Here is a 22816-nt window from a genome sequence, read left to right as displayed (position 1 = left end):
AAGGCGCACAGGTCCAGCTCGCAGCTGGGCTTGAGCAGAACGATAGAGGCGGCGTATCACATCATTGCCAGCACAGAACTCCTCTCTTGTTTATAACCATTATGTAATGAGAGAATGAATTCCTCAGGTCAGCGGGGAGTTCTTGTCTTGCTGCGTCGTGAAATTCTGAGTGTGCTTCCCTTGGCACCTGCCTTGGGGAAGGTTTCAATAGCCATGGGGGCGCCGATGCGATCGCCAATCGTGCTGATTCATGGTCTGCATGGCGGTGGCTGGGTCTGGCATCATGTTGCGCCGCTTCTAACGGCTCAGGGCTTTGAGGTCGTGACGCCGACGCTGACGGGTACGGGTGACAGGGCTCATCTGCTGTCGCGTGAGATCACGCTAGAGACTCATATCCAGGACATTATCGCGACCATTGAGATGCGCGATCTTCAGAATGTTCTTCTCGTCGGCCATTCATATGGTGGTCTGGTCGCGACTTGTGTGGCCGATCGGCTGGGGTCGCGTATGCGTCGCCTGCTTTATCTGGATGCGCTTATTGCTCAGGATGGCAGGACAGGTTTTGATATTCTGCCTCCGGCCATGGCGCAGACCCGACGGGAGCGTGTGCGGGTCAATGGGGCTGACATTGCTTTCCCGGTCCCGCCCAGTGCGGCCATTACCTTTCCCGACCCGGTGCGAAAAGAGTGGTTTGTCGCGCATCTGCGCCCGCATCCTGTTGGCACTTATGAGACACCCGTGCGCTTGAGCAAGCCTGCCGGATCAGGGCTGCCGGTGACCTATATCGCCTATGAAAATCCCGCTCTGGCTTCGATCGAACCGAGCCGCGCCTATGCCCGGGCGCAGAAGGGATGGCATTATCGCTCGGAAGCTTTGCCGCATGATGCGGAGGTTGTTTATCCTGAGCGGGTCGCGTCCTTCATCGCCGAACTAGCGTGAAAGCCCGACCGGAGAGAGGGACTTCTCCGGTCGGTTAGTCTCTCATACCTTGGCCATGAGAGCCGCGTTGCCGCCCGCGGCAGTCGTATTGGTGCTGCAGGCATATTCGAGAACGAGGAATTCGAGCGGGTAGCTTCCCTGTTCGTCAGGAACGTGAAGGGCGACGATCTGCCCGTCGCGGGCAGCCAAGTCGACCCCGAGTGATGTGCGGAAGGCTTCGTCTCCGTTAGCCAAGGCAACATCGATGGTCGCACAGTCTTCGGCTGCGACGAGATGGTCACCGAGCCCAGGTGGACGTTCCGGCAGGCTGGCAAGGAGTGCGCGCGGTATCGCGCAGCGATTGCCCGTGGCCGTCGCTGCCAGAATCTGGGTGCAGAGATCCTGCCTTGTCGGGCCAGCACAGAGAACCGTGCCACGTGGGGAGAGTGTATAGAGGTTTGTCTCGCCAACTGGGCCGGCAAGTGACAGCGATGTGCCAAGCGGCGTCTTGTCGCAGGCCTTGGCCGTCACTTCAGGCAGGGCGGTGGCGACCCAGTCGGCGAAAAGCGTCGAAAGAGGAGCGACCGGGTGCGACAGCGCTGCTTCCATCGGTGCCTTTTGGCTTAGCAGGCGTCGGAGATAGAGAGGGCCGCCTGCCTTGGGGCCGGTGCCCGAAAGACCGTGACCGCCGAAGGGCTGGACACCGACAACGGCGCCGACGAGATTGCGGTTGATATAGACATTTCCGGCGTGGCTTTGTTTTTTGAGCGTCTCAATCGTTTCGTCGATGCGCGAGTGAAGGCCGAAAGTCAGGGCGTAGCCCGTGGCATTGATGGCTTTCATGACATCGCTGACCGCTTCACGCTTGTAACGCAGCACATGCAGAACTGGGCCGAAGACCTCTTTTTTGAGGTCCGAAACCGAGCCGATTTCGATCAGGGTCGGCGGAAAGAACGTACCGGATGCAGCTTCGGGTGTGAGATCGGTCTGGAATACGCGATGTCCCTGACTGGCCAGCGCGTCGACATGCGCTCGCATCATGTCTCGCGCCTCTGCTGTGATGACGGGGCCGACATCGGTATCCGGTCGCTCGGGTGTGCCGGTGCGCAGTTCCTGCATGGCTCCCTTGAGCATGGTTAGAACGCGGTCGGCACTGTCTTCCTGCAGGCAGAGAAGACGCAAGGCGCTGCATCGCTGTCCGGCGCTGTCGAACGCTGAAGCAAGGACATCGGCAACGACCTGCTCGGTCAGGGCAGAGCTATCGACGATCAGGGCATTCTGGCCGCCGGTTTCGGCAATGAATGGCACTGGTGTGCCGTCGCTGTTGAGACGACCGGCGAGTTGTTTCTGGATGAGGCGTGCCACATCCGTCGAGCCGGTAAACAGCACGGCCGTGATGCGCGTATCGCCGACCAGCTGTGCTCCTGCCCGGCCATCGCCGGGGACGAGCTGGATGACGTGCTCCGGAATGCCGGCCTCGTGCAACAGACGCACGGCTTCGCGTGCGATCAGCGGCGTTTCTTCAGCAGGCTTGGCCAGCACTGTGTTGCCTGCGGCGAGGGCAGCAGAGACCTGGCCAAGGAAAATGGCGAGCGGGAAATTCCATGGGCTGATGCAGGCGACTGGTCCGAGCGGACGCGTTTGGCTGCCCTGTTCGCGGATGCGCACGGCATAATAGCGCAGGAAATCGACCGCCTCGCGGATTTCGGCCACGGCATTTGCCAGCGTCTTGCCTGCCTCGCGGATGATGAGCGCCATGAGCGAAGCCGTTTCGGCCTCGAGCGCGTCGGCTGCTCTTTCGAGTAGCAGGGCGCGCTGATCGGATGGTGCGCGCGACCATTCTGCGAAGGCAATGTCAGCGCGGGCAATCGCGGTATCCGTCTCTTCGGATGATAGAAAGCGGATATGGCCGACAATGTCGTTCGTATCGGCCGGGTTGGTGATGCGTTCGCCCTGTGTGTCGGCGGATGTGGGAGCCTGCGTGAGGAAGGCGTCGGCAAGATGCCGCAGCGTGTTCTCGTCGCTGAGATCCAGCCCCGCGGAATTACGTCGTTCCGGCGCATAAAGCGCGGAGGGCAAGGGGATGGCGTAGCTTGGCGTCTCGCGCCCTGCGAGGGTGACCGGATCGGTAATCAGTTCGTCAACCGAGATCGATTCATCCTGAATGCGGTTGATGAAGGAGGAATTGGCGCCATTTTCGAGCAGGCGTCGGACGAGATAGGCCAGCAGGGTCTCATGCGTTCCGACAGGGGCATAGATGCGTACCGGGCGATCGAGTTTTTTCGGGCCAACGACCTCGTTGTAAAGTCCTTCACCCATGCCATGCAGGCACTGGAATTCGTATTTCTCAATGGAGAATTCGGGACCGGCATAGGCGTAGATGCTGGCAAGGGTCTGGGCATTATGTGTAGCGAATTGCGGGAAGATCGCATCCGGTGCATCGAGCAGCTTTTTCGCACAGGCGATATAGGCGATGTCTGTATGAAGTTTGCGCGTATAGACCGGAAAATCGCTCTGGCCGTCTGTCTGGGCGCGCTTGATCTCGCTGTCCCAATACGCGCCCTTGACCAGTCGGACCATGATCCGGTGTTCGCTGCGACGGGCAAGATCGATGATCCAGTCCAGCACGAAAGGCGCGCGCTTCTGATAGGCCTGAACGACGAAGCCGATTCCTTTCCAGTTTTTGAGCGCTTCGTCGAAGCAGAGGGCCTCAAGAAGATCGAGGGAGAGTTCGAGACGGTCGGCCTCTTCAGCGTCGATATTGAAGCCGATATCGTATGAGCAGGCGAGTCTGGCCAGGGTGGTCACGCGGGGCAGCAGCTCGGCCATGACGCGTTCGCGTTGCAGGCGAGCATAGCGTGGGTGGAGGGCTGACAGCTTGATGGAGATGCCGGGACCGCTATAGACGCCGAGCTTGTTGGCGGCCTTGCCTATGGCGTGGATGGCTTTTTCGTAGTCACGATAATAGCGCTCGGCATCTTCTGCGGTCATCGCCGCCTCGCCGAGCATGTCGTAGGAATAGCGGAAGCCTTTTTCCTCGAGCTTGCGACCATTCTTCAGGGCTTCGTCGATGGTCTGGCCGGTAACGAACTGCTCGCCCATCAGGCGCATGGCCATGTCGACACCGCGACGGATAACCGGCTCGCCACAACGCTTGAGCAGGGAATCGAGTGTTTTCGGCAGGCGGTTCGTCTGGGTTGTGGTCAGGAAACCGCCTGAAACGATCAGCCCCCAGGTGGCAGCGTTCACGAAAAGCGGGGTATTTTTGCTGATATGGCCGTGCCAGTTGCCTGTCGCGATCTTGTCGCGGATGAGGGCGTCGCGTGTGGCCGTATCGGGGATACGCAACAGCGCCTCGGCGAGGCACATCAGGGCGACGCCTTCCTGCGAGGACAGATCATATTCCTGTATCAGCCCCTGAACCAGGCCGGGTGTTCCGTTACGACGCAGCGCCTCCACCAGCTGGCGGGCTGTCTCACGCGCCCTGTCATTCTGTTCAGGTGTCAGGCTCGCTTCGGTGGCGAGCGCCGCAACGCGCTCTGCTTCTGCCGTGCGCGTGTGATCGGTGATCGCTTGACGCAGGGCGGAGCGCTCGGGGACGATCGATCGGAAGGCAGAGAAGGAAGCGTTCATGCGAGCCTATGTCGTTGCTGGTTGTTTATGTTTCCTTAAAAGGGCCTTTGCCAAATGAGTTATGGAAATGGTGCTCCCATAAGCTATATTATTCTGCATATCTATAAATTTATGAACTATATTCAGGATCCGATATGACTCTCGATGACATCGACCGCAGGATTCTCAGGATTTTACAAAAACAGGGACGCATCACGAATGTCGAGCTGTCGAGGCTCGTCAATCTGAGCCCAGCGGCAACGCTGGAAAGGGTGCGCAAGCTTGAGCAGGCTGAGGTCATTAGAAGCTACATGGCCCGCCTCGACCCGGAGACTGTCAATCTGGGGCTGCTTGTATTTGTGCAGGTGACGCTGGACCGTACCAGCGCGGATATTTTCGACTCTTTCGCCAAGGCTGTGCGGGCGATTCCCCAGGTGAGCGAATGCTACATGGTCGCAGGGGGCTTTGATTATCTGGTCAAGGCACGTGTGCGCGACATGAGTGCCTATCGTGCCTTTCTGGGCAAGACGCTGACCCGCCTGCCCGGCGTGCGGCAGACGCATACCTATACGGTGATGGAAGAGGTGAAGTCGGACCTCGAACTGCCGCTCTGAGGGCCGCGCCCTCAGTCGAGACAGGCAACGCCTCGATGCAGGTCGATGGAGAGACTGGCGTTTTCCAGAGCCGACATGCTCAGGATCGGGGGCTTGGCAGGATCGCCGACCCGGTAGCGGATCCTGGCTTGTACAGAGCGTTTGTCCAGGCGCAGAGTGGTGCGGTTCAGGGTGGCGTTCTCGTGGACCATGCCGGCTCCGGTTTCGAATTCCTGACTGGTTTCGGTTCCATGTAGCGAGGTCAGAGAGCTGCGCTCGATCACCAGAGGTTTGGGGGAGTTGTCGCCAGTTACCAGCGCAGCCATGCGGTGCTGACCGCCATAAGAAACGGGCAGAAGAAGCGAGGCCTGAAGGCCATCGATCTGGGATTCCAGCATTTCTCGGTGAGTGTAGGAGAAAGGCGCATCCGGGCCAAAACTCACGCCATGATCTGTCATGACAATATGGAGCAGCATGCCCAGCGACTGCAGGCCAATGACGGTGTGGTTGATATTGGCCACCAGCATGATCTGGTTGCGGAAGGCCGTATGGCCGTGCGTCAGGTTTGGAACCTGCACGAGATCGTTTTTCTCCGACTGGATCGTGTCATCGCGCAGGGGGGCGAGCGTGCCGATGACTGGCTAAGGGTGTCTGCGCCGTATCGCCTGATCCGGAAGGGCAAGCTGCGTTTCAGGACGCATTTTTCCCGTGCCTTTTTTGGTGAGGGCACTGCAGGCAAAGCAGATTTTTGGGGAAAGTGGTGAACCGGGTGGGATTCGAACCCACGACCATTCGATTAAAAGTCGAATGCTCTACCGGCTGAGCTACCGGTTCACATGAGGCGTCTGGCTACAATATGCGCCAGAAGCCGTCAACCGACTGAATCAGGTTCAGCCGGTTTTCATGCGGCTTTTGAGGCCGTGATGCCTGGGATCAGGCTTCGGGACGCATGGAGATGATGGTGTCGGGGTCTTTCACCATGCCTGACGACCCTGCGCCACGCTTGATCTGGTCGATATGCTCCATGCCGGAAACGACCTGACCGGCGATGGTGTACTGGCCATCCAGCGAGGGGGTGGGCTGGAACATGATGAAGAACTGGCTGTTGGCCGAGTTCGGGTTCATCGTGCGGGCCATGCCCAGCGTGCCGCGCTCGAACTTGGCTTCACGCGTGAATTCGGCCTTCAGATCGGGCAGATCGCTGCCGCCCGAACCGGTGCCGGTCGGGTCGCCGCCCTGTGCCATGAAGCCTTCGATGACGCGATGAAACTTCACGCCGTCATAAAAGCCCTGGTCGGAAAGGGTGCGCAGGCGTTCGGCTGCAAGCGGGGCGATATCGGGACGCAGTTCGATCACGACGTCACCGGTCTTGAGCTTCATGACGAGGCGGTTATTGGTTTCGGACATTGACTTCTATCCTTGTGTTGGCGGAGCCATGAAAGGCTACGCGGCCTATGTCGGCTTCTCTGTCGCGTTGGGCAAGAGACGCCGGGTGATATTCTCCGGCAGATAGGGGGCTATATCGCCCCCATAGGCCAGGAGTTCGCGCACGAGACTTGAAGAGATCAGGCGGTGCTCTTCACGCGCTGTGAGAAACAGGGTTTCAAGTTCGGGAGCAAGCGTGCGATTGACGGCTGCCATGGGCATTTCGCTGGTCAGGTCCGACTCCGAACGCAGCCCCCTGACAATGAAGCGCGCATCATGGGCACGAGCCGCCTCGACCATGAGGGTTTCGAACGGGGCAACGCTGACCTGAGTGAGGCCTGCAAGTGCAAAGGTCTCGGTGATGGCGGCGCAACGCTCGTCTATGGCGATGCGCGGGGCCTTGCGGGGGTTAAGGGCGACCCCAATGACGAGACGGTCAAGGATACCCAATGCGCGGCGGGCTATATCGAGATGGCCCAGGGTGAACGGATCGAACGTGCCGGGATAGAACCCGACACGTTCGCCGCTCAGGGAGGCGTCAGTTTGCACTGTCATCCGGGGTTGAGTCGCCGGAAGAGGGCGTTTCCGTAGAGGCCGTCTCCTGCGCGCTGGAAACGGCGGCATCCGATTCCTCGAGCGATGTTTCGGCGTCGTCTGCTTCCGTGCCTTCCGATTCTGCGACGGGGAAGATGCTGGTCACGCGCTCTTCTGCGCCGACGCGGAACAGGGTGACGCCGCTGGCCTGACGGGCCATGACGCGCACCTGCGAGACGGGAACGCGGATCAGGCGACCGACATCGGTGACCATCATGACGTCAGTGCCGTCGAGCGTGGGGAGGGTCGCAACGACCTCACGACCGCGCTTCGGGTTGGTCAGCGTCATATTGGCAATACCCTGACCGCCGCGACCGCTGACGCGATATTCATAGGCCGAGGAGCGGCGCCCGAAGCCGGCATCGGTAACGGTAAGCAGGATTTCTTCCTGAGCGGCCAGCTCGTCGAAACGCTCCTGCGTCAGATCGCCGGCATCAATGGCCTCATCGGCATCGTCAGAAGCGATCTCTTCGATTTCTTCCTCTGTGCCTGCGGCGTTTGCAGCAGCCTCTGCGCGGCGCCTGGCGTTGGCTGCGCGCAGATAGGCAGAGCGTTCCTCGACGCTGGCATCGACATGGTTGAGGATGCAGAGCGAATTGACTTCGTCGCCTGTAGCGAGACGGATGCCGCGTACGCCCGAGCTGTCGCGCCCGGCGAAGACGCGCAGTGTGTCATCGGTGATCTGGAAGCGGATTGAGCGGGCCTTGCGTGTGGCCAGGAATACGTCCTGACCTTCGCGGCAGGTAGCAACACCCACGAGGCTGTCGCCTTCATCGAGCTTCATGGCGATCAGGCCGGAGGCACGGATGTTCTTGAAGTCGCTGAGGCGATTGCGTCGGACATTGCCGCTGGCCGTTGCGAAGACGAGGTGCAGATCTTCCCACTGCTCCTCTTCCTGCGGGAGGGCGAGAATGGCCGTGATGGAATCCGTGCCCAGATCGGGCAGGAGATTGACGAGGGCGCGCCCCTTGGCCGTGGGAGAGGCCTCTGGCAGGCGCCAGATCTTCTCACGATAGGCCTTGCCGCCCGAAGAGAAGAACATGACCCATTGATGGGTATGGGCATTGAAGCTGTTGACGATGACATCATCGCCGCGACGCCCTGCTGCCGTACGGCCGCGACCGCCGCGGTTCTGGGCGCGGAAGATCTCGAGCGGGGTGCGCTTGATGAAGCCGTCACGGGTGATGGTGACGACCATCTGGCCGGGCTCGATCAGGCTTTCATCCGACTGGTCGCCCAGCGCATCCGAGATTTCGGTCATGCGCGGCGTGGCGATTTCGGCACGGGCCAGAAGCAGTTCGTGACGCATCACTTCCATACGGCGGATATGGCTGCCGATGATGTCGAGCAATTCGTTGATCTTGGTGGCGACTTCGCTCAGTTCGCCCTGGATCTTGTCGCGTTCAAGGCCGGTCAGGCGCTGCAGGCGCAGTTCGAGAATGCCGCGTGCCTGAACCTCGGTGAGATGCACCTTGCCATCGACGATGACATTGCCCTCGTCATGGATCAGTTCGATGAGCGGCTGCACATCGGCAGCATTCCAGGCGCGGGCCATGAGCGATTCACGCGCAGTGGCGGCATCGGGGGCGCTGCGTATGAGCGCGATGACCTCATCGATATTGGCCACGGCGATGACGAGACCGACCAGCAGATGGCCACGGTCACGCACCTTGTTCAGATCGAAGCGCGAGCGGCGCAGAATGACGTCTTCACGGAAGCGGATGAAGGCTTCCAGAACGTCCTTGAGGCCCATGGTGCGGGGCTTGCCGTCATCGAGCGCGAGGCAGTTGACGCTGAACGAGGTCTGAAGCTGGGTGAAGCGGTAAAGCTGGTTCAGCACCACTTCGGGGGTCGCGTCGCGCTTGAGCTCGATCACGATACGCATGCCGGAGCGGTCGCTCTCGTCGCGGATGTCGGAAATACCCTCGATTTCCTTGGCGCGAACGAGATCGGCGATCTTTTCCTGCAGCGTTGCCTTGTTCACCTGATATGGGATTTCGGTGACGACAATCGCCTGACGGTCCTTGCGGATATCCTCGATTTCGGCGCGCGCGCGCATCGGCACGGAGCCGCGACCCGTCTCGAAAGCCTGGCGGATGCCGCGGCGACCCATGATGATGCCGCCCGTCGGGAAATCGGGGCCGGGGATGATCTTCATCAGATCGTCGAGCGTGGCTTCCGGATTTTCAATCAGGGCGAGCGTCGCGTCGATGACTTCGCCGGGGTTGTGCGTCGGGATATTGGTCGCCATGCCGACGGCGATGCCGGAGGCGCCATTGACCAGCAGATTGGGGAAGGCGGCCGGCAGAACCTTGGGTTCGCTCTCGCTTTCGTCGTAGTTCGGCTGGAAATCGACCGTGTCGCGGTCGATATCGTCGAGCAGGAAGGACGCCGATTTGGCCAGGCGCGCTTCGGTGTAACGCATGGCGGCCGGGCTATCGCCGTCAACCGAGCCGAAATTGCCCTGACCGTCGATGAGACGGACGCGCATGGACCAGGACTGGGCCATACGCACCATGGCGTCATAGATCGAGCTGTCGCCGTGGGGGTGGTATTTACCCATGACATCACCGACCGCGCGGGCCGATTTGCGATAGGGCTTGTCGGAGGTGAAGCCGCTCTCACGCATGGCGTAGAGAATGCGGCGATGGACCGGTTTGAGACCGTCACGCACATCCGGCAGCGCACGCGACACAATGACCGACATGGCATAGGCGAGATAGGAGGAGCGCATTTCCTCCTCAATGGTCACCGGGATCTGGTCAGTCGGGGCGGCGGGCGGCGTCAGGTCGGTCAAGGCAGGTCCGTCTTGTTGTCTTTGAGGTCAGGGCGGGGCGGTCAGGCTTGCGCGATCAGAACGGGATCTCGTCGTCCAGATCACCACCCGGTGCGTCCCAGCCGCCGCCGTTGTTGCCGCCACCATTGCGAGCGGGCTGCTGGTTCATGCCGCCATTATTGCGTGCAGGCGCATTGCCGCCGCCATAGGAGCGCGACGGGCCGCTTTCATAGCCGCCACCGCCACCCATGCCGCCACCGGAATCGCCATCGCGGTTGTTGTCGAGCAGGGTGAGCTCGCCGCGGAAGCGATCCAGAACGATTTCGGTGGTGTAGCGCTCCTGGCCGGACTGGTCAGTCCATTTGCGCGTCTGAAGCTGGCCTTCGACATAGACCTTGCGGCCCTTGCGCAGGAAGCGTTCGGCGACATCGGCCAGACGTTCGTTGAAAATCACGACGCGATGCCACTCGGTGCGCTCCTTGCGCTCGCCAGAGGCGCGGTCGTTCCAGCTTTCGGATGTGGCAATGGTCAGGTTGACGATCTTGGAGCCAGACTGGGCATTCCGTGTTTCCGGGTCGCGACCCAGATTACCCACGAGAATGACCTTGTTCACACTTCCTGCCATGGCGACCGACCCTACATCCTGAAAATATAGACCATCTTAGCCCAGCAGAACGCTGCCGTCACGCCCGTGACCGAACGACGCTCGACTTTAATCCTGCGAGCAGCAATCTTACATGGGTCTCGAAACGTTCTCGTTTTCCGACCCCCTTTCGATTCTTCCTCGCGTGGTGCTGATGTCTGATCTGCCGTACAACCAGTCCATTCGTGTGCGCGGCGCCCGTGTGCACAATCTGAAGAATATCGACGCCGATATTCCCAGGGACCAGCTGACGGTCATCACGGGGCTTTCGGGCTCCGGCAAATCCTCACTGGCTTTCGATACGATCTATGCCGAGGGGCAGAGGCGCTATGTCGAGAGCCTGTCGGCTTATGCGCGCCAGTTTCTGGAACTGATGGGCAAGCCGGATGTGGATTCGATCGAGGGCCTCTCACCGGCCATTTCGATCGAGCAGAAAACCACCTCGAAGAACCCGCGCTCGACAGTGGGGACCATTACCGAGATTCATGATTACATGCGCCTGCTCTGGGCGCGTGCAGGTGTTCCCTATTCACCGGCAACCGGACTGCCCATCGAGGCGCAGACGGTCAGCCAGATGGTGGACCGGGTGATGGCGCTGCCTGAAGGCACGCGCCTGATGCTGCTTGCACCGGTGATTCGTGATCGCAAGGGGGAGTACCGGAAGGAGCTTGCAGAGCTTCAGCGCAAGGGCTTTACGCGGGTCAAGGTCGATGGCGAAACCTACGAAATTGCCGAGGCACCTCACCTCAACCGCAAGCTGCGCCATACGGTCGAGGTGGTTGTCGATCGTGTTGTGGTGAAGGCTGGAATCGAGACGCGGCTGGCAGATAGTTTCGAGACGGCGCTGGGGCTGGCGGATGGCGTGGCCTATGCCGAGCCCGTGCTGCGCGAGGGAGAGAAGGCCACAATCGAGCATATGGTCTTCTCGGCCAAATTTGCGTGTCCTGTCAGCGGGTTTACGCTTGAGGAAATCGAGCCGCGTCTGTTTTCGTTCAATGCTCCAATGGGCGCCTGTCCGGTCTGTGACGGTATCGGGACGGAAACGCATTTCGACGCGCGGCTGGTCGTACCGGATGAGACGCTGTCTCTGGCAGAGGGAGCAATCGCGCCCTGGCGGGATGCCAAGACGCCCTGGTATGACCAGACGCTTGAGGCGCTGGCGCGTCACTTCAGGGAGAAGATGACGACGCCCTGGAAAAAGCTCGGCGAAGGGTTCCGCAAGGTTCTTCTGGAAGGGGGCGAGGACTCTATTCTCTTCACTTATAAAGATGGCAAGCGCGCCTATGAGCTGAGCAAGCCTTTCGAAGGGGTGATGCGCAACCTGCAGCGCCGTCTGGCAGAGACGGACAGCATGTGGGTGCGTGAAGAGATGTCGCGCTATCAGTCCGATGTGCCATGTCATGCCTGTCACGGGGCGCGACTGCGACCCGAGGCGCTTTGCGTAAGGGTTAACCATCTGAATGTGGCTCAGGCCTCTGATCTGACCATCCGCCGGGCGCTTGACTGGTTTGGCGGGGTCGAAGCGTCCCTGACGTCACAGCGGGCCGAGATCGCGCGTCGTATTCTGCGCGAGATTCTGGATCGATTGCGCTTTCTGGATGATGTTGGTCTCGACTACCTGACACTGTCACGCGGATCTGCCACGCTTTCGGGCGGAGAGAGCCAGCGTATCCGTCTGGCAAGCCAGATTGGCTCGGGGCTGACCGGGGTGCTCTACGTGCTGGATGAGCCCTCTATCGGATTGCACCAGCGCGACAACGAGCGGCTTCTGGGCACGCTCGACCGTCTCAAGAAGCTTGGTAACACGGTGATCGTTGTCGAGCATGATGAGGATGCAATCAGGGCTGCTGACTGGCTGATCGATATGGGCCCCGGAGCCGGTGCGCTTGGTGGCACGGTGGTGGCAAGCGGCACACCGGATGAGGTGGCGAAAAACACGGCCAGTATCACGGGCGATTATCTCTCGGGCAGGCGGATGGTGCCCGTGCCGGAGAAGAGGCGTCCCTACGATGAGAAGCGTATGCTCAGCGTCGTCGGGGCTACGGGAAACAACCTGCATGACGTGACGGCACGTATCCCGCTTGGATGTTTCGTGGCGGTGACGGGTGTGTCCGGTGGTGGCAAATCCACCCTTGTGGTCGACACGCTTTACAAGGCGTTATCGCGCGAGCTGATGGGCTCAAGCCAGTCTCCCCTGCCTTATCGGGCGCTTGAGGGGGTGGAGCATCTCGACAAGATCATTGATATCGATCAGTCGCCGATCGGACGCACTCCGCGTTCGAACCCGGCGACCTATACGGATCTCTTCACACCCATACGCGACTGGTTTGCAGAGCTTCCAGAGGCCAAGGCGCGTGGCTACAAGCCGGGCCGGTTTTCATTCAACGTCAAGGGTGGTCGCTGCGAGGCCTGCCAGGGCGATGGCGTTCTCAAGATCGAGATGCATTTTCTGCCCGATGTTTTTGTGACCTGCGATACCTGCAAGGGGCAGCGCTATAATCGCGAGACGCTCGATGTGAAATTCCGCGGCAAGTCGATTGCCGATGTGCTGGCAATGACGGTCGATGAGGCGCTGCCTTTCTTCCACGCCGTACCGCGTATTCGTGACAGGCTGGCGATTCTGCAGCAGGTGGGTCTTGGCTATGTTACGCTCGGGCAGCAGGCGACGACTCTCTCGGGCGGTGAGGCGCAGCGCGTCAAACTGTCGAAGGAACTGGCAAAGCGGGCGACAGGGCGGACGCTCTATATTCTGGATGAGCCGACAACCGGGCTTCATACAGAAGACGTTCGCAAGCTGCTCGATGTGCTGCATGCGCTTGTCGATCAGGGTAATACCGTTCTTGTGATCGAGCATAATCTGGATGTGATCAAAACGGCGGATTGGCTGATTGATATCGGACCGGAAGGCGGCGACGGTGGCGGCAGGATTGTGGCGGAAGGGCCGCCTGAGGTCATCGCGGCAACGCCCGAGAGCCATACAGGGCGGTTTCTGGCGCCGCTGCTGCCTGCACGATCCAGCCCGGTCGTAACACCTGTCAGAAAGAAGAAGGCCACTGCAGTGGCCCGTCGAAAGGTGCGTGCTTCATGACGATTGTTGTTCCCTTCTGCGGGCGGATTACCCCCAGAGAGCGTCAGGAAAGCCTTGATGCGATCAATGCGGCGCTCAACAACATCAGGGTGATTCCTTTCGAGGATCTGACCGACGGGGAGCGGCGCACGGCGCGCATGGCGGTAGTGGCCAATCCCGACCCCGAAGATCTGCGCGATCTGCCGATGCTTGAATGGGTGCAGAGCCTCTGGGCCGGCGTTGAGCGTCTGGTTGAGGAGATGCCGCATAACGCGGTGCGTATCGTCAGGATGACCGACCCTCAGCTGGCCCAGACAATGTCTGAAGCGGTGTTGGCATGGACGCTTTATATTCACCGTGACATGCCGGTTTATCGGGAGCAGCAGGAGGCGAAGCGCTGGCTGCAGCACAAGCTTCTCATGCCTGAGGATCGCCCGGTTGGCATATTGGGTATGGGCAATCTGGGAAGGGTTGCGGCCCAGAGGTTGCAGGCGAATGGCTTTCCTGTGACGGGGTGGACCCGAACGCCCTGGACGAAAGCCGATATTCCGATGATGTACGGGCCGTCCGGGCTGGAGACCATACTGCGGAAAAGTAGCATCGTGGTCGTTCTGTTGCCACTGACGCCTCAGACACGGGGGTTGCTGGACGACTGGCGGCTGGGGCAGATGCAGGAGGGCGCAGCCCTGCTGAATTTTGCCAGAGGGCCGATTGTCGATCAGGCCGCATTGATACGGGCGCTTGACCGGGGCCATCTTGGCCATGCGGTACTCGATGTGTTCGAGCGGGAACCTCTCAAGAAGGATGATCCGCTTTGGGCGAACCCCAGGGTGACCATTCTGCCGCATATCACAGCCCCGACCCAGACAGGGACTGCGTCACTTCTGGCTGCCGGGAATATCCAGGAGTTTTTCGATCACGGTCGGATACCTGAGGCCGTCAATCGTGAGCTTGGGTACTGACGGGATAATGTTCCCGGTGGGAGAATAGGCTGGTCTCTCCTGCCCTTGTGAGAGCCGTTCTGGCTCTGCAAGGGCAGGAAACCCTGATCAGTGTTCGGCCTGATCGTAGATCGGGCGAAGCGTCTTGCCTGTTGCAGCGGCCGGAGCCGACGGGGCAGCGCTGGAGAGGTTTTCAAACGCTTCGGGATGCTGGGAAATATCGACGCCACCGACGGGCTGCGGGTGATGCAGATCGTCGTATTGCAGTGGGGTGATGGAAAGCGTCTGGTCCATGGTGGGCAGAAGCTTCACATTCCACCCGCCGCCAAGGGCGCGGATCAGCCCGATATCAGCCTGATAGAGACGTGTGGCGACCTCGATCTGATGGATGCGGGTATCGAGTGTCTGCACCTGGGCGAAGATGGCCTCGAGATAGGTGCCCACACCGCCCTGATAGAGTGTCATCGTCATGTTCTGGGTGGCCAGGGTAGCATCCACGGCCTTCTTAAGAGCATGGTTCTCCTGGTCCAGGCGGTTGGTACGGGAGAGACCGTCCTCAACTTCTCGGAAAGAGTCGAGCACCTTGCTGCGATAGGTGTCGCGCGTCTCGCGATAGGCCGACCAGGCATGCTGCAGCTCGGCGCGTCTCAGCCCGCCCTCGAAGATGGGCAGCTCGAACGAGGCGCCATAGGACCAGAGCGAATTGGCCAGATTGGCGAGATCAAAACCGTTCTGGGCGAAACCGCCGCCAGCCTGAAGCGAGACATGCGGGTAGAAGGCCGCGCGTGCGATACCGATCTCGCGATTGGCCTGGGCCATCTCTCGCTCGGCGCTGGCGACGTCGGGACGTCGCTGGAGCAGCTCTGACGGCACGCCGGCCGGAACGCTCGGCTGGTTGAAGCCCATGACCTGCGTGGGGGCAATATGGAAGGAGGACGGCGAGGCATTGGTCAGGATAGCGATGGCGTGCTCGGTGACCTCACGCGCTGCCTGCACATCAAGCTCGGCGGCCTGAGTCGAATAAAGCTGAGCCTGGGCGCGGGCGACGTCGAGACGGGGCGCTGCCTGATGCTCCAGCTGGTTCTGCGTGATCTGCAGCGCCTTCTGATAATAGCCTATCGACTGGTTATAGATGGCGATCTGGGCGTCGTAGCCGCGCAGCTGGACGTAGTCTGACGCCAGTTCGGCCTGCAGACTGAGGCGCGACATGGCGAAATCAGCTGCTTTTTCCTGTGCAAACTGCTTTTGCGCGCGGACATGGTTGCGTATGGCCGACCAGAAATCGGGCTCCCAGGAGGCGAGGCCGTGATATTCCTCATCCGTCTCGGTAATATTTCCCTTGTAGCGGAACAGGCGGTCGGAAGACTGCTTGTTGTCGAACGCCCCCGCGCCCATGGCCAGATGGGGCAGAAGTTCGGAGCGGGCCTGTACCACAAGGGCGCGAGCCTGGATGAAGCGTTCAGCCGCTGCCTGTAGATCCGGATTGGCCTTTGTCAGCGTGGCTTCCATCTCGTTCAGGAGCGGATCGTTGAGCAGCTTCCACCAGTCGGTTGGCAGGGTGGTGTCGGCTGGAGTAGCCGTCGCGAAGGGGCCCTGACCGTGCCAGCTGGCTGGCACGACGAAGGTGGGCGGCGTGTAGGTTGGCGCGAGGTCACAGGCTGACAGACCGAAGGCTGTTAGAACCGTGCCGCAGGCCAGAGCCAGTTTCTTGAAGCGGTGTGTGCTCATTCCGAAGCCCCGAATCCGGACTGGTTGTAGCCGCGCTCTGGCTGGGTGACGTTGACCTTGTCGCCTTCGAGCAGATCGGCTGGCGGGTTGGCGATAATGCGGTCTTTGGGCGAGATGCCGGCCTGGATCTCGGTCGAGGTGTCGGCCATGCGTCCGACGACGACCTTCTTGTAGTGAACTGTGTTGTCGTCATTAACGACCACGACTTGCATGCCCTTTTCCTCGAAGACGAGTGCCGAGGTCGGGACCTCGTAGAGATGGGCCGTCTCGTTATGTGCCTTGAGCTGAACCGAGGCGAAGGTACCGGGCCACAGCACCTCGTTCGGATTTTCCATGGTGAATTCCGATGTCACCGTGCGCGTGTTCGGGTCGTAACCGCGCGCCGTGGTCAGGAAGCTCGCATGGAACTTCTTTTCCTTGAACTGGGGCACGCTGACATCGGCAGTGATGTCGGGCTGCAGGATATAGGAGAAGACTTCCGGCACGGAGACAAAGAGACGCAGCTTGTGGACATCGGCGACGGTGAAGAGCTCGGAGGCGCTGCCGGTGCTGTTGAGATTGCCGCCACCGTCATGGACGTAATCGCCCACATTGATGCTTCGCGAGGTCACGATGCCGTCGAACGGGGCCACAATGGTCTTGAATTTCTCAAGGGCCGCAAAGTGGTCGACATTGCGTTGTGCCGCGTCGACTTCAGCCTTGGCTGATTGCTCGTTGGCATTCGAGACCGAAACCGACTGACCGGAAACCGACTGCGACTGGCCCATGGCGCGCCAGCGTTCTGCTGTCACCGCGGCGAGATGGTACTTGGCGAGAACGGCGTTCAGATCGGCCTGGGCCTGTGCATATTGCGCGTCGAGTGCGGGGGCGTTGATTTCCGCCAGCGCGTCGCCTGCCTTCACATGGGCGCCGTAATCCTTGAACCACATTTTCACGTAGCCCGAGACCTGCGGATAGATCGGAGCCTGATACCAGGCGTCGATATTGCCGGGCAGGGTGAGGGCGACCTTGTCTGGCGACTGGATGGGGTTGAGCACGGCCACGTTCGGAATGGCGTTGGCTGAGGTCTCGGTAGCCAGGGCGCTGTTATGGTGAACGCGACCGACGACGAGGGCGCCGACCCAGAGCGCGAGGACGCATCCTCCCGCAATGGCGATGATCTTGGGGGAGGTGGCCATTAGACGATTTCCTTCTGGCGGGCAGAGCGGTTGTGCAGGATCGCGTAGACGCAGGGAACGAAGAGTAGGGTAGAAATGGTGGCGACGATCAGCCCGCCGATGACGGCGCGGCCCAGCGGCGCATTGGTCGAGTTGGACGTGGCCATCGGGATCATGCCGACGATCATGGCGAGCGCCGTCATGAGAACCGGACGGATACGGCCATAGCCGGCCTCGATGGCAGCGCGCAGCGCGTCGCCATGAACCTCGAGACGTTCACGGGCGAAGGAGACAACCAGGATGGAGTTGGCTGTTGCCGTGCCCATGCACATGATGGCGCCGGTAAGGGCTGGAACCGAAAGGCGGGTGCCTGTCAGGAAGAGGGCCCAGGCAATGCCACCCAGCGCGCCGGGAAGGGCGGTGATGATGATGAACGGATCCAGCCAGGACTGGAAGTTCACGACGATCAGCAGATAGATCAGCACCACGGAAACGCAGAGGCCGAAGACCAGCTGGACATAGGCGCCATGCATCGTGGTGGCCTGACCATGCACATCGACAGCGGTCGTGCGCGGAAGATTGGAGGCGTCATTGGCGATGGTCTTGTTGACCTCGTCGAGGACGGCGCCGAGATCGGTGCCTTCGACGTTCACGTAGATGTCGATCTCGGACATCGAGTTGTAATGTGAGACCTCGCCCGGCGTACCCGTGGGAACGATATCGGCAATAGCGCCCAGAAGCTGTGTCTGGTCGTTGGGGTTGCCGTCGCCCTTGTCGATGGGAACCGTCAGCAGGTCATTCAGATGCGTCAGCTGGTCCTGAGACGTGTAGACGTTGAGCGGGAAAGTGACGTTATCGACAGGATCGAGCCAGAACTGGGGATCGACGACGCCTGAACCGGCGAGGGTGAGCAGTTCATTGGTTGCCAGATCGTTTTCGCTGAGGCCGGTGGCCTGGCTGAAGGTACGGTTGCCGTTGACCATGAGGGTCGGTGTGGACATGGTCTGCTGGATGACGACGTCAGCCGTTCCCGGGATCTGGCGGATCTTGCCGATCAGATGCCTGGCATAATTGTAGTTGTCGTCAACGCTCGGGCCGGAAAGCTGGATGTCGATGGGCGCAGCCGAGCCGAAATTCAGAATCTTGTCGGTCAGGTCGGCGGGCTGGAAGGTGAAGACCGTGCCGGGGAAGCGCTGTGAGAGATCCTTGCGGAGCAGGGCGCGATAATCCCAGACGGGAGATTCCTCATTCTTCAGGGCAATCGTCAGGTCGCAATCCTGCGTGCCGACTGTCGGGGTCGGGATGAAGGCCTGGTTATGAGGGCCTTCGGGCAGGCCGCAATTCGAGATGATGTTTTCGACCTTGCCCGGCAGAAGCTGGTTGATGCGGTCATCGACCAGGGCGGCAATGCGGCCAGCCACTTCGATGCGGGTGCCGAGCGGCGCACGCATGTGCATCTGCAACGTGCCGGATTTCACTTCAGGAAAGAAGTCGCGGCCGGCTACGCTGTAGAGGCCCATCGAGGCGATGGAGATGACCATGAACACGCCCACGAAGGCACCGCGACGGGCGACGCAGCGCGTCAGCAGGGTGTTGTAGCCTTCGCGGAAGTTGTTGAAGCGATGTTCGAACCCGCGCTGGAAGCGGCCGAAGAAACCCTTTGGAGCCGGAGCGTGATCGTCATGCCCATGAGCGTGATGCACCTGACCGGCCAGCAGGAACTTGGCCATGGTCGGGACCAGGGTACGAGACAGGATGAATGACGCGATCATGGCGAAGATGATGGCGAGCGCCATCGGCATGAACAGGTAACCGGCAACGCCCGACAGCTCGAAAAGCGGCAGCCAGACGATGCAGATGCAGGTGGTCGAGACGAAGGTCGGGATCACGATCTGGTTGGCGGCATCAATGATGGCGAGTTCGAGATCCTTGCCCATTTCGAGATGGGTATCGATGTTCTCGATCATGACGGTGGCGTCATCCACGAGGATGCCGACCGCAAGAGCGAGACCGCCGAGGGTCATGATGTTGATGGATTGCCCGGCCCAGCCCAGCCCGATGATGGAGCAGAGAATGGCAAGGGGAATCGAGGTCGCGATGATGACCGTCGAGCGCCATGAGCCGAGGAAGAGCAGGACCACGATGCCGGTAAGGAAGGAGGCCGTGATCATTTCACGGACCACGTCCATGATCTGCTCTTTCACCATGACCGAGGCATCGGCAAGGATCGAGACCTTGACGTCAGGCGGCAGGATGGCACGCAGGCGGGGAAGCAGGGCCTTGGTCGCGGAGACAACGTCCAGAGTGGAGGCGGTGCCGCCCTTCTGGGTGATCATTTCAACGGCCTGACGGCCCTTGACGAGAACAAGGTTGGTCTGCGGATGGCCGCCACGATATACGTCGGCGACATCACGGATATAGATGACGGCATTGCCGACGCGCTTGACCGGGATATTGGCGATGTCTTCCATCGATTCCGGTGCGGCGTTGGTCTGAACCATCCAGTCCATGGCGTCGATCTTCTGATCGCCGGCCGGCAGGACGATGTTCTGGGCGGTAAGGGCCGCCTGAACGTCAGCCGCGGAGAGATGATGCGCGCGCAGCTGCTCCTGATTGAGTGACACCATCACGAAGCTGTCCATGCCGCCATAGGGATGGGCGACAACAGCACCGGGTACGGTCGCGAGAAGAGGACGCACGCGAATGACGCCGAGCTTGAAGAGGTCAGACGGCGTCTGCTTTTCGGACGTGATCTGGAGCGCGATGACAGGAACCTGGGACGGGTCGAGCGCCACGATCATCGGGGCCGGAACCTTGGGAGGCAGGCCGAGGAGAATCGTCTGGGAAATGGCCGTCACTTCTGCCTCAGCCGTGCCGACAGGCGTGCCGGGCTGGAAGTAGATGTTGACGATCGAACGCCCGTAATAGGAATTCGATTCCATATGCTCGATGTTCTGGACCGTCGTCGTGACGGCCAGCTCGAAATTATAGGTGATTCGTCCGGCGAACTCATTCGGGAGCAGCCCCGGATAGGTCCAGATGACCGAAACGACAGGCACCTTGATTTCGGGGAAAACGTCGGTCGGCGTCTTGAAGATCGACATGATTCCGAACATCAGAATCAGGATCGAAAAGACGACGAAGGTCAGGGGCCGCCTTAGGGCAGTTACGACGATGGCGTTCATGAACTCATGCGCTCTCTTCTCGTGCGAAGGGAAGATGCCTTACGGCAGTTTGTTCTGTTTCATTAATCTGAATTAATATTAAGAAAATGAAATCAGCGGATTTATGCTGTCCATTACTTATCCAGATCACTCATCTTCGGATCGTAGAGACGCAGACATAAAATGTCGTATAAATGTTGTTTTACAAACTCGTGACAAGGGCGTCGGGAACCTGAGTTATGGCAATTCGCCATAATCTATTCTTGACATTATGGCTCAATGCCATTAATAAATGGTTAATCGTCCAGAAGTCGGATGGACTTCAAGGTGCAGCTGGTCGGTTGAAGCTGATCATAACGCGACGGCGTGAGGCGCAGGGAACGGGTGAAGGCGTGCTTATTCACGCCTTGTTCTTGCTGTGCCCAGCTTCAAGCGCTCTGTCTGCGAATGAAGAAGGCTGTTTTCTGGATGTGCGATGAAAACAAGGACGTCAAGAATGGTCCCCCTCTGGTCTCCTGGGCGGCTCTGGCATGTCGCAAGGCGTGTTTTTGCCCATGTGAAACGCCGTGTCCTGCTGCTGGAGCACCAGCTCTGGGTGCAGAGCCGCAAGACGAAGCGCCATCTCGCCGTCAGTGCGGCCATTCAGAACCCCTTTCAGAAGAAAATCGGTCGAGACACGCAGACGATTGGAAAGAGACAAGATGAGGAAAACACTCGGCGCGCGATCGCCTTTCTCAATCTTGTTGAGGGTCGAGGCGTCGACGCCTAGCAGGCGTGCGCATTCGCTCTGATTGGGGAAGACCAGCTCTCTTGCCCAGGTGATGCGTCTCCCGATGGCGCGCTGAACGATTGCGAGTGAATCGGGGCGTTTGTGTTTGGCCATGGGGCATTCATAGCAATGGCTCATTGCCAAATCCAGTGGGTAATTTTTGGAATGGTCTATGTGCCGGTCAATGGCATTTAGCCACTCACGTTGCAAAGGCTGGGTTGGATGAGGATCGCTAAAGAACGTGGCAGGCGTGCCGCGACAGGTGAGGCGCTAGCCAAAGCCCTGGCGGCACTGAATGGCGCGGCACCGCCGCGTCAGTCGCCCAAAGCAATGCCGGGTACGGATGAGCGTGATGAGTCCGGGGCGTTGCCTGCAGGGCATCCAGTCACATGGCTGGCACTTTGGGAAGAGAGGGAGCCACCCTCTTATTTTGACGCCATGCGCGCGACGTCGCGCATGTAGTGTGTCGGCGCGAAAAATGCGGTTTTGTGAGCACGGCATTTGTGTGTGGAAAGGCGTTCTGGCGCCTGAGTATCCGGAGATTTCCCGTATGAGAAAATGCGCCAACAAAGACAGGTTGTCCCTGTCGGACACAGAAGCCTGTCTGCCGACCCCAGAGCGCATGAAACGCAGTCGTTTCCGCAAGGACGGCGATGCAGTCAGGGTTCTGTCGACTGTAGCCTGGCTGTATCGGGCCGGCGATATCGGTGATGATGAAGTGGCGGCCAGCGAGCGCTGGCGAATGGAATATGACTACGCGACGCTGGGTATCGTTGACGCGGGAGGGCCGAAACGGGGCGGTGAAGCGGGAGATATCCATACCTGGATGCTCGGACGTGGGAAATGTTCCGAGAGATTGCGCAAACTCGCAGAGCTTCTGGGGCAGAGCCTTCATACGCGTATAGAGATGATGCTTGTGCGGGAGATGAGCTTTCCCGACATGGCGGCGATGATTTTCCCCGAAGGGCCTCGTGCCTCGGCGCGCACCAAGACCGCAGCACAATGTGCATTGGCGCTTGAGAGGCTGAGCGAGTATTATAGTAATAAAAGATTGCAAAAATAATAATATTATAGTATATATAACCCATAATGAAATAGATGCGGATTAACGCCGTGACCGACATTCTTGTCGGGGACGTGGTTTCGTGCCGGAGAAGTTTTCTTCTCGTCGTAAAGATAATGCCAGGCGAAGCCGTTCTATGTCCGTTCATAAGCATGTCAGAGTTGCGGCACCGAGCTGATCTCGATCTGTGCTGGGTCGATCTGGCGGACGCGAATTTGCCGATACCCGATATGCGTCTGCGCGGGGTACCCTGTCGAAAGCAACTGGAGAGTCTTACCCGGATCGGACGTGTGCAGGCTGATGTGCAGTCGCTGATCATGCGGAAGATTACCGAGGAAATGCGTCAGATCGACAGGCTGTGCCTCA

Annotated in this window: 17 protein-coding genes and 1 tRNA gene; 7 read left to right on the top strand and 11 right to left on the bottom strand. The window is 59.9% G+C overall.

The window, feature by feature from the left end; all coding sequences use genetic code 11:
• The first annotated feature begins 225 nt into the window (after nt 1-225).
• On the top strand, nt 226-939 hold the full coding sequence (locus AA105894_RS02685; RefSeq protein ID WP_188426587.1) for an alpha/beta hydrolase: 714 nt from the start codon (nt 226-228) through the stop codon (nt 937-939).
• A 42-nt stretch (nt 940-981) separates the two neighbouring features.
• On the opposite strand, the gene putA is transcribed toward AA105894_RS02685, so the two are convergent.
• Complete coding sequence (gene putA / locus AA105894_RS02680; protein ID WP_267310375.1) at nt 982-4551, bottom strand: bifunctional proline dehydrogenase/L-glutamate gamma-semialdehyde dehydrogenase PutA; 3570 nt, start codon at nt 4549-4551, stop codon at nt 982-984.
• Nucleotides 4552-4685: 134 nt separating this feature from the next.
• Between putA and AA105894_RS02675 the strand changes: the two genes are divergently transcribed.
• Nucleotides 4686-5144 (top strand): Lrp/AsnC ligand binding domain-containing protein, encoded by a 459-nt coding sequence (locus tag AA105894_RS02675; RefSeq protein WP_267310374.1) that lies wholly within the window; start codon nt 4686-4688, stop codon nt 5142-5144.
• 11 nt (nt 5145-5155) lie between these two features.
• On the opposite strand, the gene AA105894_RS02670 is transcribed toward AA105894_RS02675, so the two are convergent.
• The 6 genes from AA105894_RS02670 to ssb all read right to left on the bottom strand — a co-directional run bounded on the left by AA105894_RS02670 (nt 5156) and on the right by ssb (nt 10543).
• Entirely contained in the window at nt 5156-5701 is a 546-nt protein-coding gene (locus tag AA105894_RS02670) for a hypothetical protein (protein WP_267310373.1), read from the bottom strand.
• 180 nt (nt 5702-5881) lie between these two features.
• Nucleotides 5882-5957, bottom strand: a tRNA-Lys gene (locus AA105894_RS02665).
• Between the two features lie 99 nt (nt 5958-6056).
• Nucleotides 6057-6530 carry a peptidylprolyl isomerase gene (locus tag AA105894_RS02660; RefSeq protein ID WP_267310372.1) on the bottom strand — a complete coding sequence of 158 codons (474 nt, stop codon included), beginning with the start codon at nt 6528-6530 and terminating at the stop codon, nt 6057-6059.
• 45 nt (nt 6531-6575) lie between these two features.
• A complete protein-coding gene (gene coaD, locus AA105894_RS02655) occupies nt 6576-7103 on the bottom strand; it encodes a pantetheine-phosphate adenylyltransferase (protein WP_267310371.1) in 528 nt (175 codons plus the stop codon).
• On the bottom strand, nt 7087-9876 hold the full coding sequence (gene gyrA / locus AA105894_RS02650) for a DNA gyrase subunit A (protein ID WP_373316708.1): 2790 nt from the start codon (nt 9874-9876) through the stop codon (nt 7087-7089). The genes coaD and gyrA overlap by 17 nt, the downstream gene beginning before the upstream one ends.
• Nucleotides 9877-9994: 118 nt before the next feature.
• On the bottom strand, nt 9995-10543 hold the full coding sequence (gene ssb / locus AA105894_RS02645) for a single-stranded DNA-binding protein (RefSeq protein WP_267310369.1): 549 nt from the start codon (nt 10541-10543) through the stop codon (nt 9995-9997).
• Nucleotides 10544-10715: 172 nt separating this feature from the next.
• Between ssb and uvrA the strand changes: the two genes are divergently transcribed.
• Complete coding sequence (gene uvrA / locus AA105894_RS02640) at nt 10716-13649, top strand: excinuclease ABC subunit UvrA (RefSeq protein ID WP_267310382.1); 2934 nt, start codon at nt 10716-10718, stop codon at nt 13647-13649.
• Nucleotides 13646-14590: a 2-hydroxyacid dehydrogenase gene (locus AA105894_RS02635; RefSeq protein WP_267310368.1), complete on the top strand. Its 945-nt coding sequence runs from the start codon at nt 13646-13648 to the stop codon at nt 14588-14590. Before uvrA ends, AA105894_RS02635 begins: the two co-directional genes overlap by 4 nt.
• Nucleotides 14591-14677: 87 nt before the next feature.
• On the opposite strand, the gene AA105894_RS02630 is transcribed toward AA105894_RS02635, so the two are convergent.
• Genes AA105894_RS02630 through AA105894_RS02620 form a run of 3 tightly spaced genes read right to left on the bottom strand, consistent with a single transcriptional unit; the run spans nt 14678 to nt 20639 of the window.
• Entirely contained in the window at nt 14678-16297 is a 1620-nt protein-coding gene (locus tag AA105894_RS02630; RefSeq protein WP_267310367.1) for an efflux transporter outer membrane subunit, read from the bottom strand.
• Entirely contained in the window at nt 16294-17475 is a 1182-nt protein-coding gene (locus AA105894_RS02625; RefSeq protein ID WP_267310366.1) for an efflux RND transporter periplasmic adaptor subunit, read from the bottom strand. The genes AA105894_RS02630 and AA105894_RS02625 overlap by 4 nt, the downstream gene beginning before the upstream one ends.
• Nucleotides 17475-20639, bottom strand: a complete 3165-nt coding sequence (locus AA105894_RS02620) for an efflux RND transporter permease subunit (RefSeq protein WP_267310365.1) — start codon at nt 20637-20639, stop codon at nt 17475-17477. Before AA105894_RS02620 ends, AA105894_RS02625 begins: the two co-directional genes overlap by 1 nt.
• A 218-nt stretch (nt 20640-20857) precedes the next feature.
• Here AA105894_RS02620 and AA105894_RS02615 point away from each other — a divergent pair, with 218 nt between their 5' ends.
• A complete protein-coding gene (locus AA105894_RS02615) occupies nt 20858-21097 on the top strand; it encodes a hypothetical protein (RefSeq protein ID WP_267310364.1) in 240 nt (79 codons plus the stop codon).
• Nucleotides 21098-21108: 11 nt separating this feature from the next.
• Here AA105894_RS02615 and AA105894_RS02610 read toward each other — a convergent pair whose 3' ends face one another.
• Nucleotides 21109-21525, bottom strand: coding sequence for a helix-turn-helix domain-containing protein (locus AA105894_RS02610; RefSeq protein WP_229719816.1), 417 nt, complete (start codon nt 21523-21525; stop codon nt 21109-21111).
• Between the two features lie 84 nt (nt 21526-21609).
• Between AA105894_RS02610 and AA105894_RS02605 the strand changes: the two genes are divergently transcribed.
• The gene (locus AA105894_RS02605) at nt 21610-21849 is read left to right on the top strand and encodes a hypothetical protein (RefSeq protein WP_267310363.1); all 240 of its coding nucleotides are present in this window, start codon (nt 21610-21612) and stop codon (nt 21847-21849) included.
• Nucleotides 21850-22009: 160 nt separating this feature from the next.
• The gene (locus AA105894_RS02600; RefSeq protein ID WP_267310362.1) at nt 22010-22450 is read left to right on the top strand and encodes a hypothetical protein; all 441 of its coding nucleotides are present in this window, start codon (nt 22010-22012) and stop codon (nt 22448-22450) included.
• Nucleotides 22451-22816: the final 366 nt, after the last annotated feature.

This window comes from Asaia spathodeae NBRC 105894 (genome assembly GCF_025994195.1).
GTDB classification, from domain to species: domain Bacteria; phylum Pseudomonadota; class Alphaproteobacteria; order Acetobacterales; family Acetobacteraceae; genus Asaia; species Asaia siamensis.
This window is presented reverse-complemented; position numbering and strand designations above follow the sequence as displayed.

What these genes read in the sequence shown, in the direction of transcription:
- AA105894_RS02605 (WP_267310363.1), top strand. Translation starts at nt 21,610, where the DNA reads ATGAGGATCGCTAAAGAACGTGGCAGGCGTGCCGCGACAGGTGAGGCG.
- AA105894_RS02615 (WP_267310364.1), top strand. Translation starts at nt 20,858, where the DNA reads ATGGCAATTCGCCATAATCTATTCTTGACATTATGGCTCAATGCCATT.
- ssb (WP_267310369.1), bottom strand. Translation starts at nt 10,543, where the DNA reads ATGGCAGGAAGTGTGAACAAGGTCATTCTCGTGGGTAATCTGGGTCGC.
- gyrA (WP_373316708.1), bottom strand. Translation starts at nt 9,876, where the DNA reads ATGCGCTCCTCCTATCTCGCCTATGCCATGTCGGTCATTGTGTCGCGT.
- AA105894_RS02600 (WP_267310362.1), top strand. Translation starts at nt 22,010, where the DNA reads ATGAAACGCAGTCGTTTCCGCAAGGACGGCGATGCAGTCAGGGTTCTG.
- AA105894_RS02635 (WP_267310368.1), top strand. Translation starts at nt 13,646, where the DNA reads ATGACGATTGTTGTTCCCTTCTGCGGGCGGATTACCCCCAGAGAGCGT.
- putA (WP_267310375.1), bottom strand. Translation starts at nt 4,551, where the DNA reads ATGAACGCTTCCTTCTCTGCCTTCCGATCGATCGTCCCCGAGCGCTCC.
- AA105894_RS02620 (WP_267310365.1), bottom strand. Translation starts at nt 20,639, where the DNA reads ATGAACGCCATCGTCGTAACTGCCCTAAGGCGGCCCCTGACCTTCGTC.
- AA105894_RS02685 (WP_188426587.1), top strand. Translation starts at nt 226, where the DNA reads ATGCGATCGCCAATCGTGCTGATTCATGGTCTGCATGGCGGTGGCTGG.
- uvrA (WP_267310382.1), top strand. Translation starts at nt 10,716, where the DNA reads ATGTCTGATCTGCCGTACAACCAGTCCATTCGTGTGCGCGGCGCCCGT.
- AA105894_RS02660 (WP_267310372.1), bottom strand. Translation starts at nt 6,530, where the DNA reads ATGTCCGAAACCAATAACCGCCTCGTCATGAAGCTCAAGACCGGTGAC.
- AA105894_RS02625 (WP_267310366.1), bottom strand. Translation starts at nt 17,475, where the DNA reads ATGGCCACCTCCCCCAAGATCATCGCCATTGCGGGAGGATGCGTCCTC.
- AA105894_RS02630 (WP_267310367.1), bottom strand. Translation starts at nt 16,297, where the DNA reads ATGAGCACACACCGCTTCAAGAAACTGGCTCTGGCCTGCGGCACGGTT.
- AA105894_RS02675 (WP_267310374.1), top strand. Translation starts at nt 4,686, where the DNA reads ATGACTCTCGATGACATCGACCGCAGGATTCTCAGGATTTTACAAAAA.
- coaD (WP_267310371.1), bottom strand. Translation starts at nt 7,103, where the DNA reads ATGACAGTGCAAACTGACGCCTCCCTGAGCGGCGAACGTGTCGGGTTC.
- AA105894_RS02610 (WP_229719816.1), bottom strand. Translation starts at nt 21,525, where the DNA reads ATGAGCCATTGCTATGAATGCCCCATGGCCAAACACAAACGCCCCGAT.